General features: G+C 42.9%; 16 protein-coding genes and 1 pseudogene. 5 read left to right on the forward strand and 12 right to left on the reverse strand.

What is annotated here, in order from left to right:
- Positions 1 to 435 (reverse strand): annotated as a pseudogene (locus MICAI_RS04190) (Rpn family recombination-promoting nuclease/putative transposase); the annotation flags it as partial.
- 54 nt (positions 436 to 489) lie between these two features.
- Complete coding sequence (locus MICAI_RS04195) at positions 490 to 780, reverse strand: DUF4347 domain-containing protein (protein WP_008198226.1); 291 nt, start codon at positions 778 to 780, stop codon at positions 490 to 492.
- Between the two features lie 208 nt (positions 781 to 988).
- Between MICAI_RS04195 and MICAI_RS04200 the strand changes: the two genes are divergently transcribed.
- Positions 989 to 1,879: an alpha/beta fold hydrolase gene (locus tag MICAI_RS04200; protein WP_008198227.1), complete on the forward strand. Its 891-nt coding sequence runs from the start codon at positions 989 to 991 to the stop codon at positions 1,877 to 1,879.
- Positions 1,880 to 1,885: 6 nt separating this feature from the next.
- Here MICAI_RS04200 and MICAI_RS04205 read toward each other — a convergent pair whose 3' ends face one another.
- A complete protein-coding gene (locus MICAI_RS04205; RefSeq protein ID WP_008198229.1) occupies positions 1,886 to 2,716 on the reverse strand; it encodes a hypothetical protein in 831 nt (276 codons plus the stop codon).
- A gap of 262 nt (positions 2,717 to 2,978) precedes the next feature.
- Here MICAI_RS04205 and MICAI_RS04210 point away from each other — a divergent pair, with 262 nt between their 5' ends.
- The gene (locus MICAI_RS04210; protein WP_008198231.1) at positions 2,979 to 3,215 is read left to right on the forward strand and encodes a ferredoxin-thioredoxin reductase variable chain; all 237 of its coding nucleotides are present in this window, start codon (positions 2,979 to 2,981) and stop codon (positions 3,213 to 3,215) included.
- A 14-nt stretch (positions 3,216 to 3,229) separates the two neighbouring features.
- Here the strand turns inward: MICAI_RS04210 and tyrS are convergent, their stop codons facing one another.
- Positions 3,230 to 4,447 carry a tyrosine--tRNA ligase gene (gene tyrS / locus MICAI_RS04215; protein ID WP_008198233.1) on the reverse strand — a complete coding sequence of 406 codons (1,218 nt, stop codon included), beginning with the start codon at positions 4,445 to 4,447 and terminating at the stop codon, positions 3,230 to 3,232.
- Between the two features lie 195 nt (positions 4,448 to 4,642).
- On the opposite strand from tyrS, the gene MICAI_RS04220 reads away from it, so the two are divergent.
- The 3 genes from MICAI_RS04220 to MICAI_RS04230 all read left to right on the forward strand — a co-directional run bounded on the left by MICAI_RS04220 (position 4,643) and on the right by MICAI_RS04230 (position 7,529).
- Positions 4,643 to 6,328, forward strand: a complete 1,686-nt coding sequence (locus MICAI_RS04220; RefSeq protein ID WP_039899582.1) for a glycosyltransferase — start codon at positions 4,643 to 4,645, stop codon at positions 6,326 to 6,328.
- A 95-nt stretch (positions 6,329 to 6,423) separates the two neighbouring features.
- Positions 6,424 to 6,648: an indolepyruvate ferredoxin oxidoreductase subunit alpha gene (locus MICAI_RS04225; RefSeq protein WP_039899583.1), complete on the forward strand. Its 225-nt coding sequence runs from the start codon at positions 6,424 to 6,426 to the stop codon at positions 6,646 to 6,648.
- A gap of 143 nt (positions 6,649 to 6,791) precedes the next feature.
- Positions 6,792 to 7,529 (forward strand): ABC transporter ATP-binding protein, encoded by a 738-nt coding sequence (locus MICAI_RS04230; protein ID WP_008198239.1) that lies wholly within the window; start codon positions 6,792 to 6,794, stop codon positions 7,527 to 7,529.
- Positions 7,530 to 7,673: 144 nt separating this feature from the next.
- Here MICAI_RS04230 and MICAI_RS04235 read toward each other — a convergent pair whose 3' ends face one another.
- The 8 genes from MICAI_RS04235 to hoxE all read right to left on the reverse strand — a co-directional run bounded on the left by MICAI_RS04235 (position 7,674) and on the right by hoxE (position 15,194).
- Positions 7,674 to 8,759, reverse strand: a complete 1,086-nt coding sequence (locus MICAI_RS04235; RefSeq protein WP_008198241.1) for an alanine/ornithine racemase family PLP-dependent enzyme — start codon at positions 8,757 to 8,759, stop codon at positions 7,674 to 7,676.
- 4 nt (positions 8,760 to 8,763) lie between these two features.
- The gene (locus MICAI_RS04240; protein ID WP_008198244.1) at positions 8,764 to 9,924 is read right to left on the reverse strand and encodes a DUF1611 domain-containing protein; all 1,161 of its coding nucleotides are present in this window, start codon (positions 9,922 to 9,924) and stop codon (positions 8,764 to 8,766) included.
- Between the two features lie 22 nt (positions 9,925 to 9,946).
- A complete protein-coding gene (locus MICAI_RS04245) occupies positions 9,947 to 10,156 on the reverse strand; it encodes a DUF3134 family protein (RefSeq protein ID WP_008198246.1) in 210 nt (69 codons plus the stop codon).
- A 252-nt stretch (positions 10,157 to 10,408) separates the two neighbouring features.
- Positions 10,409 to 10,717 (reverse strand): photosystem II assembly protein Psb34, encoded by a 309-nt coding sequence (gene psb34 / locus MICAI_RS04250; protein ID WP_002783665.1) that lies wholly within the window; start codon positions 10,715 to 10,717, stop codon positions 10,409 to 10,411.
- Positions 10,718 to 10,993: 276 nt separating this feature from the next.
- On the reverse strand, positions 10,994 to 12,367 hold the full coding sequence (gene yvcK, locus MICAI_RS04255; protein ID WP_008198253.1) for a gluconeogenesis factor YvcK family protein: 1,374 nt from the start codon (positions 12,365 to 12,367) through the stop codon (positions 10,994 to 10,996).
- Between the two features lie 73 nt (positions 12,368 to 12,440).
- Positions 12,441 to 12,926 carry a Tic20 family protein gene (locus MICAI_RS04260; RefSeq protein ID WP_008198255.1) on the reverse strand — a complete coding sequence of 162 codons (486 nt, stop codon included), beginning with the start codon at positions 12,924 to 12,926 and terminating at the stop codon, positions 12,441 to 12,443.
- Positions 12,927 to 13,048: 122 nt separating this feature from the next.
- On the reverse strand, positions 13,049 to 14,656 hold the full coding sequence (gene nuoF / locus MICAI_RS04265; protein WP_008198256.1) for an NADH-quinone oxidoreductase subunit NuoF: 1,608 nt from the start codon (positions 14,654 to 14,656) through the stop codon (positions 13,049 to 13,051).
- Between the two features lie 28 nt (positions 14,657 to 14,684).
- Entirely contained in the window at positions 14,685 to 15,194 is a 510-nt protein-coding gene (gene hoxE, locus MICAI_RS04270; protein ID WP_002762924.1) for a bidirectional hydrogenase complex protein HoxE, read from the reverse strand.
- Positions 15,195 to 15,897: the final 703 nt, after the last annotated feature.

Genomic DNA, 15,897 nt, shown 5'->3' on the forward strand with positions numbered 1-15,897 from the left:
GACTGTTGGGAATTTCAGACTCACTTCACAGCCGGCGATAGTATAATTATAGGAATCTGGTCGCCAATTTACTCGTTCATCTCCTAATATAGCGAGACTGATAACCGGTTTCTGATACAAATCAAAGGCCCGATAGTTATAAATATACATCCTCTGAGGGAAATTTTCTTCGTATTGGCTTTGAATTTCAATATGAATCAAAATCCAGACTTCTTGTCCCTCAAGTAGCCAAGCCTTATAAAGTTTGTCAGCGAAACGTTTTTTTGTCTTTGCTGAAGCGGTAATCCGTTTCAGTTCTTTTTCTAGGGATTCGGGAGTTTTTGTCCAATCAATTAGTTGGTGAACTTCAGGAAAAAAGAAGTATAAAAACGCTTCAAAATACTCGGTTAATGCTTCTTTCCAGGGTTCATCATAATTGGCGGTTGTTGGGTTCATTTGAGTTGTTTGCTTACTCGTAGGCTGTGAAGCGCGATAGCGTAACGCACCGATTTAATAATAGAGGTGAATGGTGGTAATCTGGGGATTTTGTGGTAAAAAAGCGGATATTTGTTCGATTCCGTCTTGATTGGGAGTGAGAATAACGGTGGCGACTTCTGGAATTACCCCAGCTTGGAGACTTTGATAATCGGTGACACCAGCATCAAGGAAGACTAAGGTAGCGGTTAAACGCTGATTTCTCACACTATTCACCTGATTAGCTTGACTCAAGCCATCAGATTGAGCAAAATTGAACAAAACATCGTCAACAGCAGGAAGGCTCGGCAACAGGGTAGAAGTCATGGTGTTGGCAGCAAAGGATGACTGCGGCTATTTTATGCAAACAATCGCCAATTTTTCAAGACCCCTGTAACAGAAATTAATATTGCAAGAAAACGGGTTTCTCAAAGAAACCCGTTTTCTAAAAATGCTTCAAAATATTCGCTTAATGCTTCTTTCCTGACAGTATATATTAAGAAAAGCAACGAATACTTTACAGATAAACAAAAATATGCAGCAAATTCTAGGATTAGAGACACAACCAAAAATCTGGCATTGGCGGGGATTCAAAATCACCTATCAGAGTGCGGGGGAGACGGGACCGGCGATCGTGCTTGTGCATGGATTTGGGGCATCTTGGGGACATTGGCGGAAAAATATCCCCGTTTTAGGCGAAAAATGTCGCTGTTTTGCCCTAGATTTAATTGGTTTTGGCGGTTCCGACAAACCCGAACCGCAAAAGGAGATCGATTACACTTTCGAGACTTGGGGGGCGCAAATTGCCGATTTTTGTCGGGAAGTGGTGGGGGGTCCCGCTTTTTTGGCGGGTAATTCCATCGGTTGTGTGGCCATTATGCAGGCTGCCGTCGATTATCCCGATTTTGTCCTTGGGGTAGCGGCGATTAATTGTTCCCTCAGACTACTGCACGAAAGAAAACGGGGGAAATTACCCTGGTATCGTCGTTTAGGTGCGGATATTGCCCAAATAATTCTCAAAAATAAAGCAATTGGGGCTTTTTTCTTCCAACAGATCGCTAAACCCCAGACAGTGCGTAAAATTCTCCTGCAAGCTTATCGGCGCTCGGAAGCGGTAACAGAGGAATTAGTAGAAATAATCCTAAAACCCGCCCGAGATCCAGGAGCGATCGAGGTTTTCCTCGCTTTTACTGGTTATTCTGGCGGCCCACTGCCGGAAGACCTACTGCCGATCCTCCCCTGTCGGGCCATTCTGCTTTGGGGTAGCGAGGATCCTTGGGAACCCTTGGCCTTAGGCCAAGAATTAGCACGATTCCCGACAGTAAAACAGTTCATCCCCCTAGCTGGTTTAGGCCACTGTCCCCAGGATGAGGCCCCTGAAATAGTTAATCCGATTTTATTAGACTTCCTGCAAGCTCCTATCTAAGTCCCTCTAGTAACCAGAAGGCCGGGCATTAATCGGTTGTTGGATGGTGAAACCGCGGTTAATACTTGGAGGTGGGACTTGATTGGGGGTGCCATTATTGCTAGGTGGCATTCCCTGATTGGGATAACCAGTGACGTTCGGTTGACTGCCGTAGACGGGGGGCTGATATACGGGAGGTTGATAATAGTTGGATGGGTTGCTAGAGGCCCGGACCGGGTTAGGGTTGGTATTATTCCAGGAGGGTGGGGCCTGAACATTTTGTTGATCGGGGGAATTATTCCCCTGGGGATTAACTTGATTCGGGCTGCCCCCGGGGTTGAGATTAGGAGAATTATTCAAGTTAGCAGTCCGCGAGCGATTTTCGATTTCCCTTTGTAAAGGATAATTGCTAGTATCGCCACTAATCGGTCGCACTTGAATCGGTTGCAGACTTTTACTAGCCTTCGGAGCCTGATTTTGCCTAGTCTGCGGCATTAACGGGGCAAATAAGGAGGGTTTCTCGTTGTTGTCGGGATTAGTGTTTAAAGGATTAAAAGGCTGCGTCGGGGCCGGTTTGTTCGGGCGAGCGGTATTATTATGGGCAGGAATGGCCGGCAGTGGTAGAGCAGTGGGGGGAGGAGCATCGGTAATCTGGTTAGCTCGGATTTCCCGTTCCTCTAAGGACATTCCTGGGGTATCTAATACCGAATCCAACCATTCAGGATTTTGTTGATATACAGAGAAACCAATTAGAGCCAAGGAAAATATTCCTAACGGTAGCCAAAATAAGGGTTGGGCAAAGGGTTTTAATCCCGCCAGGAAATAGCGCATGGAAGAAGAATCTTTATAGTCACTCATACCGCTTAACCCTCTATAGGTTTTCCTCCATGCTATCAAATCATTAAGCAGTTATCAGTTTTTTGCCCTCAGCCGTCAGCCCTGCACCACAGGTGAGGCTCAGGTTGCTCCCAGTATTGCTGCTTACGAACAAAAGTATCGTCAAAGCTCAGGCTCTCGGTTTCAATCTTAAGAGTTTTCAGTTCCCCGTTCCCTGATATAGCGTACAATGATAAGATTGTTTTCAAAGATACAATAGGCGTTTGTCTTCGCTAGAGAGTTTATGAAAGTTGGCGATCGAGTTCGTGTAATTGAGTCCGTGGTAGTTTATCATCATCCTGAACACAAATCGAATCCTTTTGACGTGAAAGGATTAGAGGGAGAGGTGAAAGCGATTGTCACCGAATGGCGTGGTAGGCCGGTTAGCGCCAACCTACCCGTCCTCGTCGAGTTCAGTAAAAAGTTTAAAGCCCATTTTCGAGATTTTGAGTTAGAAATCGTGGAAAAAGCCGCCGAATAGGGACTTTTTCGCTTTTAAGCTACAAAGCGAATAAATTTATTTTTGCCCACCTGTAGGACTTTTCCCCTTAAAGCTTCGGCTGTCTGAAAACTTTTGTCCACATCGGTGATTTTCTCGCTATCGATCCTCACAGCGCCCCCCTGAATCTGTCTTCTCCCTTCGCCGCTACTTTTACACAAGCCGGTGGCCGAGAGAAGATAGAATAATTTCAGGGGAAAAGTGACCGCCGCGAGGGAAAATTCGGGTACAGAAGCCGCGGATGCTGTATTTCCCTGTAAAACTATCTCCTGCGCCGTTTTTTGTGCCTTTAATGCCTCCTCTTTCCCGTGAAACTGGGCAACTACCTCGATCGCCAGTTGTTTTTGTGCCTCCCGCGGATTGCTCGGCATAGCATCTAAGGGCAAATTTGTCAATAGTTCGTAATAATCTTTTAACAAAGCGTCGGGGGTTTTTTCCAGTTTCGAGTACATGGACAGGGCCGATTCCCGCAATCCCACATAATTATTCAGGGATTTGGACATTTTTTGACTGCCATCGGTTCCGATTAAAATCGGTAAAAGTAGCCCGAATTGCGGTTTTTTAGCGAAATATTTCTGTAAATCGCGACCGACGGCAATATTAAATTTTTGATCGGTTCCTCCCAATTCGACATCGGCCTCGACAGCCACGGAATCATAACCCTGCATTAAGGGATAGAGAAATTCATGGAGAAAAATCGGGTTTTCCTTGTCGTAGCGTTCGGAAAAGCCTTCTTTTGCCAACATTTGCCCGACGGTCATGGTGGAGAGGAGTTCGAGAATTTGTGAGAGGTCTAATTTCCCCAACCATTCCGAGTTATAGCGAATTTCTAGACGATTAGGGGTGTTAAAATCTAAAATTGGGCGCAATTGTGCCAGATAATTCTCGGCATTGGTTCTCACTTCTTCGATGGTTAATTGTTTTCTAACTTCCGATTTTCCCGTCGGATCGCCGATTCTAGCGGTAAAATCGCCAATAATTACCACTGCTATATGACCAGCATCCTGGAAGGCCCGCAGTTTCCGAAAAGGAATACTATGACCTAGGTGAATATCGCTGCCGGTGGGGTCAATACCTAGTTTAATTCTTAAAGGGCGATCGGTAGTTTGCAGTAGTTGGGTTAAATTTTCCCTAGGATCTTGGGAGTCGGGTTGATGGGGGAATAAATCACTGATTCCACGGGTTAGCCAGTCTAGGGAGGAAGATACGGTCATTGTTGCTCATTTTCCACAGCCTTCCCATTATAGTTTTTTATTATGTCAAGTCACAAGCAAAAGGTAAATAAACCAGCATCTTCAATCAGAGTCGATAACATCTTGACAATTCTCTCGATCGAATATAGAGTCTTAAAATCTTACTCTCCCGAATTTCAAAAAATTTTCTGTCTTGAATTGCGATCAGATAAGCCAATGAATCCTAGTTATAATAACTCTATACCCGTGCAGAGGATCAAAGTTTCTGTAATTGTTTCTACCTATAAATCAGCGGAGTTTATCCGAGGTTGTCTAGAGGATTTGGTTACTCAAACTCTTTATGAAAAGGGAGAAGTAGAAATTATTATTATCGATAGTGCTTCTCCAGAGAATGAAGGGGAGATTATCCAAGAGTTTCAAGAAAATTATCCTAATATTATTTACCAGAGAACTCAAGAACGAGAAACCCTCTATCGAGCTTGGAATCGCGCTATTAAACTAGCTAGGGGTTCCTATATCACCAATGGGAATACTGATGACCGTCGCTGTTTCAATGCTCTAGAAATTCTGGCTAATTATCTAGATAATAATAGAGAGATTAGTTTAGTTTATGCCGATCAATTAATTACCACCATCAAAAATGATACTTTTGCCACCACCCCCGCTTTAAAACATTGGAATTGGCCAAATTACTCCTATCCACAGATGCGTCAAGGTTGTTGTGTGGGTTCTCAACCAATGTGGCGAAAAATGCTGCACGATAAATATGGTTATTTTCAGGAAAATTTTCGCTGTGCGGGTGATTACGAATTTTGGTTAAGAATCGGCAGTCAAGGGGAAAAAATGGCTTTAATTCCTGAGATTTTAGGGTTATATTATTTAAATCTCCAAGGTTTAGAACATGGCAGTAATGGTCAAGCATTACAGGAACATTATCAAGTATGTAAAATCTATGAAATTCCTCACCCAGAAATTAAGGATATAGAAATTAAACCCAATCCAGTTAAGATGGAAGATTTAGGGAAAATTTTAAATAAGGATGAGCGAGAAAAATTACAAACAATTCAAGCTATCTCCCAGAATAAAACTCCAATTATTGTTATTGATGGCGTGATCTTTCAAATCGATCAAGGAAAATTAGCTGGGGTTTGGTCTTCAATTATAGAGCATTGGAGTCAATTAGAATTTAGTCAACACATTGTTATTTTAGATAGAAATAACAGCGCACCACGATGGGAAGAATTTAAATATTGGCCCGCAGAATCCTACGATTATAATTGTACGGGAAAGGATGCCAGAAAAATTCAAGCTATTTGCGATCGCCTACAGGCAAATTTATTTATTTCCACTTTTTATACCAGTCCCTTAACCACTCCTTCTCTGCTTTTGCTTGCTTCTGAATTCCCAGAAGAAAAGGGCAATTTACTGGTAGATTTAGAAAAACACTATGCAATTTTATCCGCGGCTAGAATCATCGCTTTTTCCTCTGAAATCTCCCAAAATTTAATCAATTCATACCCTCAAATTAACCCCAAAAAAATTGATATTATCGAGTTTTTTGAAGTTAATCAAAAACTAGCCGAACAAATCACTAATTTTTTCCAGTATGCGCTCAGAGAAAGTAAGGAATCAAGTCAGAATCAAGTCTGGTTAGAGTTAAGAAAATTACAGGAAGCACAACAGATAATGTATCTGAAACAACAGCAAGATTATCGTACTATGCAAGGGATGGAAATATCCTTAAAAGAATTAGAAAATAATCATAACTATCTCCAGAAAAATAATCAGGAATTACGGGAAGAAATCAACTATTTGTCCTCTCGTAAGGGAATAGTAAAAACCCTAGCGAAAACTTCTATTTTACTTCTTGCTAAGATCAAGAAAAAACTGCCAATATTTTAGAGAATTAAGGCCAAGTTTCCTAACAACGATCCGATCCTGGCACAGCAGTGCCGAAAAGTGGTAAAGTAATGTTAAGAATTAGAGGAGAAAACACTGTGCCACATTCGATCGTCACTGGAATTTGTGAAGGGGTTGCCGATTGCGTTTCCGCTTGTCCCGTGGCCTGTATCCATCCGGGACCGGGTAAAAATGCTAAAGGAACCGATTGGTATTGGATTGATTTTGCCACTTGTATCGACTGTGGTATCTGTCTTCAAGTATGTCCCGTCGAAGGTGCAATTCTCCCAGAAGAACGTCCCGATTTACAAAAAACGCCCTAATTTATCAGTTATCAGTTATCAGTTATCAGTTATCAGTTATTAGTTATCAGATGTAAGTTTTCAGTTTACTGATTACTGTTCACTGAAAATGCACCCCAATTCATAATTCATAATTCATATTACTCTCTCCTTTTTACCTTGCCATGGATTACCTTTTAGAAGTTGAACAAGTTTATGCTGGTTATGTGCAGGATTTATACATATTGCAAGGGGTTAACTTTCGCATTGCACCGGGGGAATTAGTCACGGTTATCGGGCCCAATGGTGCAGGAAAATCTACCCTTGCTAAGACGATTTTTGGTTTATTAAAACCCAGTGCTGGAACCATCACTTTTAAGGGAAAAAATATCACTGGTTGGAAATCTAATCAAATCGTTCCCCTCGGAATGGGTTATGTTCCCCAAATTGCTAATGTTTTTCCATCCCTGAGCATCGAGGAAAATCTGGAAATGGGAGCTTTTACGAGCAAAGGAAATATAAAATCTTTAAAAGAGCGCATTTATGTCATGTTTCCTCGTTTGCTCGATCGCCGTCGTCAGAAAGCTGGCACTTTATCCGGAGGAGAAAGACAGATGTTAGCCATGGGACGATCGCTGATGTTGCAACCAGATTTATTAATTCTCGATGAACCTTCGGCAGCTTTATCTCCTATCTTAGTCACCAGCGTTTTTGAACAGATAAAAGCGATTAACCAGACGGGAACTGCCATTATTTTAGTGGAACAGAATGCCAAAAAAGCCCTAATGATGTCTGATCGGGGTTATGTTTTAGAAAATGGTCAAGATCGTTTTCAGGGATCGGGTCAAGATTTACTCAATAACCCGAAAGTAGGGGAATTATACCTCGGGGCGGCTGATCATGGTGCCAAACGAGATGATTAGGAATTTGTTAAAGATTTAGGGGGATTTTGATTTCTTCCCAGAATTTAGCGATAGGATAGTAATTGAGTACAAATCTCTACGGCCCTGATGTCAAGGTGATAAGCCAGCAGACCCTAAATATATCTGTGGATATTTATTCATCGATCAAGACAGTTGTGCTACTGCATTGAGAGCATAACTTTTAGTAATAAAAGGAGAAGTCATGGCTGTTAAAAGTCCTCCGTAATCAAGATTAAAACTGACTTCGCTCCCTACTTTTAACTTCTTATTATGACTATCAAGAACTAGATGATCGCTACTAGAACCTAATATTTTTATCTCCTGACTCGCTTGCAATCCAGAGATAAGAACATCCTGTCTTCCTAATGCAATAATAACTCGACGGTGAATGCCTTGATCAATAAAGCTAGGAACATTACCAAAAGCATCTCGACCAATTTCTCCAGAGGGTAGAGATGGTTTGTCTTTGGATTCGATTACTTCAGCAATTAACCGAAAAGCATCGGTATATAAACCAGGTATCACTTGTCGATTAACTGTTTCACAACCTAATAAAATTGATTCTCCTAAACGCAGATTATTAATCCGACCAACTTCGCTACTTTTTTGATACCATTGATAGTTGGCAGAATTGCCTCCTGAAATAATCGGTAATTTTATTAAAAATTCCTGCTCAATTGTATCTGTTAACACAGATAATTTGCTCATATTATGGGTATCAGGTTTAATACCCCCATAACAAGCCAAATTACAACCCAGTCCAACAATTTTGATAAAGGGAAAAGCGAGGGTTTTTTTGATGAACTTGACGAGATCTTTCGGCAGTACACCTTCTCGTAAATCCCCTAACTCCGTCATGATAATAATGCGGTGTATTTTTTGCTTTTCTTGAGCATAATAGGAAAGTTCCTGAATTGTTGCTAATTCGGTATTTAAGCTGATATCTGCAATGTTAACCACTGATTCTGCTTGACTCAAGGCAGTACGCAACAGAACAAAAGTTGTCACTATTCCTGCTTGTTTCATTTTGAGAATATTTTCGATTCGAGAGTCAGCGATAAAGTTGACTCCACCTTGAATCATCGCCAAGGCGATCGAGGGATCACCCAAAATCGCTTTGGAAACTCCCATCACAGAAAGTCCCTTGCTGCCGTATAATTGGCAGAGTAAACGAGCATTATGGCGTATTTTCGGGAGAGAAATCTCGATTCTTGGTAAAAGGTCTTTCATCAGCCTATTTGCTCCCAATTGCGGGAATTGCAGCTAAAATTTCTCCTTTGATTTTCCGGTTTAATTTCGGAAAGCGATCGCATAAAGCTTGGACTAATTTCTCACATCCGTGTAACAAAACATCAGTAGTCGGTAACTGAAAATCTCGCTCATATTTGGCAATAATACGCTCAGTGGCTGCTGCGGTGAGATTTTCGTGATTAATCGCAATAGCGACAACTTTAGTGGGAGAAATTGCCTCAATTAGTGAAATTTCTTCCTGTAATTTTGGCATGGCTAAATGAGGAAAATCACAGCGAAATTTTCGGGCTGGGGGATGTTGTAAAATAATCCCATCGGGCCTACTTCCTTTCAAAATTCCCAGGGAACTCATAAAAGCAGGATGACTCAGAGAACTTTGTCCTTCCACTAAAATAATATCGGGTTTTTCTTGCTCAAAAGCTTGAACTACAGCATTTTCAATTTCACCGATGACAAATTGAGAAACCAAAGCATCGATCGAAACCCCATATCTTGCTCCCTGCATCAAGCTAGTTTGTCCAGTAGCGACTAAGACAGACTTAATACCCAAGCCTTGGAGAGTTTGATTAACTGCCACCGCAGTGGTCATTTTTCCGCAAGCACAATCGGTTCCTAAAAAGGCAATAACGGGGATATTTACTTGGGAAATTTGCCCGGTAAATACATGAAGATCAGCTAATTGTGGTGGTTTACGAATGTCTGTAATTTGCACACCATACTGACTAGCTTGATCTCTAAATTCTAAATCTTCGGAGAAGAATTGATGCAAACCATTAATAATATCCATTCCTTGTGCCATTGCTTCTAAAATTAGCAGCCTTTCTAGGGGGGGAATAAACGCTTCTAAGGGTGCTTTGCCGTAGATATAACAATTGGGAACATCTCTAAGTTTTTCTAAGGCTGCTTGTAAATTGGCAAAAATGGGAATATGATTTTTTTTGTCTCCTAATGCTTCTCCCGCATCTTTTCCTGCTAAGGAACTATCCAGCACTCCAACAATTGTATATATTTCTGATTGTCTGATCAAGCCAGCTGCCGTTTTTCCATCCACACGTCCAAACTGATTTTCACAGTAAATTAAAGCCGTTTTTTTCGTTGATACCACTTTCTTAATCTCCTGAATATTAGATAATTGAAATTTCACTCCTAACTCCCAGTAAGACTATTTATTCTTCTTCTTCTATAGCATAATTATCTGGATCGATAATATCGTCTAGTTCTTCTAAAATTTGCAAATCGGGATGAGCATCAGATTGACGTAATTTTAATCTTCCTGTCCGTTCTAACCAATGGAGAAGGGTTTCTTTGGAAGTTATCTGCATAACAGGAATTGCCTGATAGCGAGGTTCTTGACTAAGAGAAGGATTAAATTTCATACCTGTTGAATTTCCTTTGAGAAGTTATCTCTATTGGTTGTTCTATTGTTGATCACGAAGCAACCCACAAAAAACTGAAAAAAATTGTCAAGTTTAGCAAAGTAAAAAAGTTCAGCTGTCAGATTTACTATTTGGACAGATAGATAGAGTCGGTTCCAATATATGCTCCCGATACTTGGGATGCAGACTCTATGGTGTAAATTAAAGTTTTCTTGTCTCGCTCAACTTAAATGTCAATCCTACGGTTTTTATCTAGCTAACGGAAAAGGTGATTAATAACACCAAAGCAACCAATAAAACCGCCCCTAATCCTTGCAAAATATACCATTTTTGCTGTTCTAAAGATGGGTATTTTGATAGATAAATCTTGGGTTCGCTACCATAGTTATTGATGATTCCTTCATCATCTACTGTATAGCCCTCTGGGAGAGGTATATTAAGTGATTGATAGTTTTGCCCGTTTATATCTAGTTTAACCTCAGCAGGAATTAATTCACTTCCATCGCTTGGGGAATAGACTGTCGCACCTGTCTCTTGATTAGATTTAGTAGAGTAGTGCATGATTATCTCTCTTCAAAATCTGAGTATAACACAGAATAAGGCGAAATGGTTTTTCGGCTAATTTTTTCCTAGGGCTTTAATCAGCAAATTTGGCTAATGTCGGCAAATTAAAGCCAAAAATATGATTTTATAACTTGACAAAGCTAGATAAAAACATTTAGTTAAGTACCTAAGCAAAATTAATTACACATATCTAACCACCTCTTGCCTCTTGTCTCTTGCCTCTTGCCTATCTTCACTAGGAAATTAATTTTGCACGACTACTTATCTCGCTATTCACTTTTTAGCATACCAGCGCCATAAAACTCGCGCTAAACGTTGGGGATCGTGACTAACTTTGCCAGTAACTTCATCTTCTGCCATTACATTCGCCAACACAATCCGATAACCCATTTTTCCCACCTCCTCGCGATCTAAAAAGACAGGATGACTATGCTCTTGGGCGTATAATTGTAGGGATTGGGGCGATGGTGAAGTTCTTTGGGCTAAAACCGCATCAACAATGCGTTCTTCACAGACTCCTTCGATCGCCCGAATATGATCAGCCACCGAATAATTATCCGTTTCCCCCGGCTGGGTCATAATATTACAAACATAGACCCGGGGGACTGTCACCTGTGCTAAGGCCTGACGAATGGCGGGAACCAACAAATTAGGGATAATACTGGTATAAAGACTACCCGGCCCGATGATAATATAATCTGCCTCCTTGATTGCCGCTAAAGCAGCCGGTAAAGCGACCGGATCGGCAGGATGACAGCCAATCTGACGAATTTGTCCCATAGCTTCGGTTATCTTCGATTCTCCCTCAATAAGGCGCCCATCGGCTAACTTAGCCCAGAGACTAACATCGGTAAGGGTAGCAGGTAGCACTTTACCGCGAATGGCCAAAACTTTGGCACTAGCATCGATCGCCTGTTCCAGATCGCCGGTAATCTCGGTCATAGCGCTGATAAATAAATTACCAAAACTGTGGCCCGATAAACCATCCCCGGCATGAAAGCGATATTGAAACAATTCCGTTAATAACTTTTCCTCATCGGCTAAAGCGGCGATACAATTGCGAATATCCCCCGGGGGTAAAATGCCCATTTCCCGACGTAATCGGCCCGAAGAACCGCCATCATCAGCTACGGTGACAATAGCGGTGATATTGGAACTATACTGTTTTAAACCGCGTAAAAGCGTCGATAAACCCGTACCGCCACCGATGGCCACAATTTTCGGGCCGCGATGGAGACGACGATGGGTGCGTAGGCGATCGACTAATTCCTCTGATGCGTCCGGTTGTAGTGCTTCTGTAATCGTTTCGACGGTGCGACTCTGACCCCAGAATAACAAAAAGACACCTAGCAAAACCGCCAGCGGCCCGGAAACAGAATTAGGGACCAAACGGGCGATCGTTTCTAATGCTTGGGAAACAAACTCTAAAAAGCGATTAACTGGGGTTAATTTTACCCAAACAGCTAAACCGAAGGAGGTGAGAAAAACGCCGGTTAAACTAATTAAAAGCCAGCGTTTGACAAAAAGACCGGGAGAAAGCCATTTAAACCAACGATTAACTCGTTTAGGCGTTTTTTTGCCCACAGAAGCGGCTATTTTCCCCTTCTGAGCGTTGAGTTCCCGTAGCGTCTGTTTAAATGGACTCATAGATGTGGCCTGGCAGCGAACGCATTGATTCTGGAGAGACTGTAGCCGAAAAAGGGGACAAACTCAAGTTAACTTAACCTCCCACCTGGGAATAGGCCGCCTCGGAAATTGTGGGAATATCGGCGTATTTACCGATAACCGACTGTATAATGCTGTAAACACAGGCGGCAAATGCTCCCAAAAAGACGACGTTAAAAAGAGTTTCTACCACTAAATTCGCCCCTAAACCCCTAGCGATGAAACCTAAGAGCAATCCCAATAAATACACCAAAATATCGATTAAAATCGCCTGCATGGTGTTAAACCGGATAAAATGACTGATGCGGGGATTGCGTACCACGGCCAAAAAGAGGACGAAAAAGATAATTAAATTGCCAAAGGTTCCCAGGGAACTATAGAGAAAAGCTAAGGGAGTTAAAACTATTGCTAAGGCCGCTCCTAAGAAAGGGATTTGCTGAAAGATAAAGATACCGAAGGCAAAGGCCGAATATAAGGGTAAAAGATATACTAAGGCTGCAAAAATGCGATCTTTTGTATCGGTTGAGCCGCGCCAAGTCATAATCTATTGTCTCCTGAGACTACTGCTAACTCTCTTCAAGATAACCCGGCAGCCCACCAGACTTCCCATAACCAAAGAAATTGATCGAGGCCGAAGATTGTTAGGCCTCGATCGAGTTATTCTCAAACAGAGACGGGGTGCTTGATTTCCTGTAACAGAGCCAGATATTCCTCCTTAAAATACTTTAGGGTACTTAAAATCGGATTGGGAGCGCTTTGGCCAAGACCACAAAGACTGGTTTCTTTAACCATTTGACAGAGATGTTCTAGGTTTTCGAGGTCGTGAATATCGGCCTTTCGAGCGATAATTTTGGCCAATAATTCAAACATTTGTACTGTTCCCGTGCGACAGGGGATACATTTACCACAGGACTCCTCGCGACAGAATTCCATATAGAATTTCGCCACTTCCACCATACTGGTGGTATCATCCATGACCACCATACCCCCGGATCCCATCATCGAACCGAGTTTGGCTAAGGATTCGTAATCTACGGGAGTATCGAGTAAATTAGCGGGAATACAACCCCCGGAGGGGCCGCCGGTTTGTACCGCTTTCACCTGACCATCGGGAACACCCCCCCCCATCTCCTCGACAATTTCCCGGAGAGTAATACCCATCGGCACTTCAATCAGCCCATTATTGCGGATTTTTCCCGTCAAAGCGAAGATTTTTGTGCCTTTACTGCTGGCAGTACCGATATTGGCATACCAAGCGGCTCCCTCGCGGATAATAGCGGCGATATTAGCGTAGGACTCCACGTTATTAATCAGGGTGGGACAACCATCGAGGCCCGATTGGGCCGGATAGGGGGGACGGGTGCGGGGAGTGCCGCGGCCGCCTTCGATGGAATGGATGAGAGCGGTTTCCTCTCCACAGACAAAAGCTCCCGCCCCGATGCGGATATCCACCTTAAAATCGAAAGTGGACTCGAATACTTGGGAACCCATTAAACCAAATTTTTTGGCCTGATTAATCGCTTTTTGCAGACGATCAATCGCCAGAGGGTATTCGGCTCTAACATAGATATAACCATGATCCGCCCCCACAGCATAGGCAGCGATCGCCATTCCTTCCAGGACTAAATGGGGGTCACTTTCCAAAACACTGCGGTCCATAAACGCGCCAGGGTCCCCTTCATCAGCATTACAGATAACGTATTTTTGTTTACCCGGTTGTTTAGCCACCGTCGCCCATTTTAAACCAGTGGGATAACCCGCACCGCCTCGGCCGCGCAAACCGCTTTGGGTGATTTCGTCCACCACCTGGGCCGGAGTCATCTCGTAGAGGGCCTTGTAGAGAGATTGATAACCCCCGACGGCTATATATTCCTCAATGCGATCGGGATCGATTTTACCGCTATTTTCCCGGACAATTTTGACTTGATGGGAGAAAAAGGGATGTTTTGAGTCCCCTAATTGCACCTCGGTTTTGCCGCCGTTTAAGGCTGCAATAATGCTGGCCGCACTTTCCGGGGTGACTTCTTCGTATAAAAGATCCTGGGGATCCACTTCCACCAACGGACCGCGACCACAAAAACCCATACAACCGACCCCCACCACTTCGACTGTATCCTCTAGGTGTGCCTCTTTGACGGCAGTGGCGAGGTTTTTTTCGATTTGGAGGGAGTTAGCAGCTTGGCAACCGGTGGAAGTGCAACAATGCACCCGGATGCTTTTTTGTCTAGCTTTTTCCTTCTCGGCCACTGCCAATAATTCTTGTAAGTCCATATTCTTCTCAATCCACTAGAGTGAAAAATTACTGGGAGAAACTCTGTAGTTTCGCTAAGACAGTTTCCGAATCTTGTTTCGGGGCCACGACTCCATCGAAGACCACGGCCGGCGCAATCCCACAGGCCCCGATACAACGGGCCGACACTAGGGAAATTTCTCCATCGGCGGTGGTTTCTCCCACTTTGACATCAAAGGCGTTTTCGATGTCTTCGAGGATTTTGCCGCTGCCTTTGACATAACAAGCAGTCCCCATACAGATGATACAGGTGTGTTTTCCCGCCGGTTTCAGGGAAAAGAGATGATAGAAGGTTGCTACCCCATAGACGCGACTGAGGGGCAGTTTTAGCGCCCGGGCAACGTAGAGGAGAACATCTTCTTCTAGGAATCCAAAGGCTTCTTGAGCTTTGTGCAGGACTTCAATCAGGGCTGATTGATTATATCCTGCCCGCTTCATGGTGATGTCGAGGACTTTGAAGCGTTTATCGCCACTGGGATGCTCTTTTTTCTCCGTTTGACGAGGATTGGCAGTTTGCATAAATCTGAACCAAATAAATTTTAGGGGCGATGACGGGAAAAAGATGGAGAGTTGTCGGTTTTCCTTGGTCATCTCCCTGCTTTTATTCTGACACTGGCTCCGGAGGGCGATCGATAACTTTATCTTTCCTTTAGTTATTGGGGGATATTCAGTTATCAGTGACCAGTAATCAGTTATCAGTCAGGGATTAGGAGATGGGGAGATGGGGTAAAAAGCTGCACTTGTCTCAACACTATAACACCCTGAAGCAATCTCATATATTTAGAAAACGGGTTTCTTCGAGAAACCCGTTTTCTATATTTTTCCTGATAAACGTTAATTTCTGTTACAGTGGCTTCTTTATCTAAGGTGTAGGGTGCGTTAGGCGAATATCAATTCCGTCAAAAAACCCAAATTAACAATCCGCCGTAACGCACCACCTCTATTATTAAATTGGTGCGTTATGCTATCGCGCTTCACAGCCTAGGAGTAAGCAGACAACTCAAATGAACCAAACAACCGCCAATTATGATGAACCCTGGAAAGAAGCATTAAGCGAGTATTTTGAAGCATTTTTAAGCTTCTTCTTTCCCGAAGTTCACCGATTGATTGATTGAACAAAAAAGCCGTGATGCCATAAAAACAGTTTTGCAAGCTCGCTTAGGTGAAGTTCCTTTAGATGTGGAACAATACCTCAATGAAGTTTCGGTGCTGTTTAAATTGC

Source organism: Microcystis sp. T1-4 (assembly GCF_000297435.1).
Taxonomy (GTDB): Bacteria; Cyanobacteriota; Cyanobacteriia; order Cyanobacteriales; family Microcystaceae; genus Microcystis.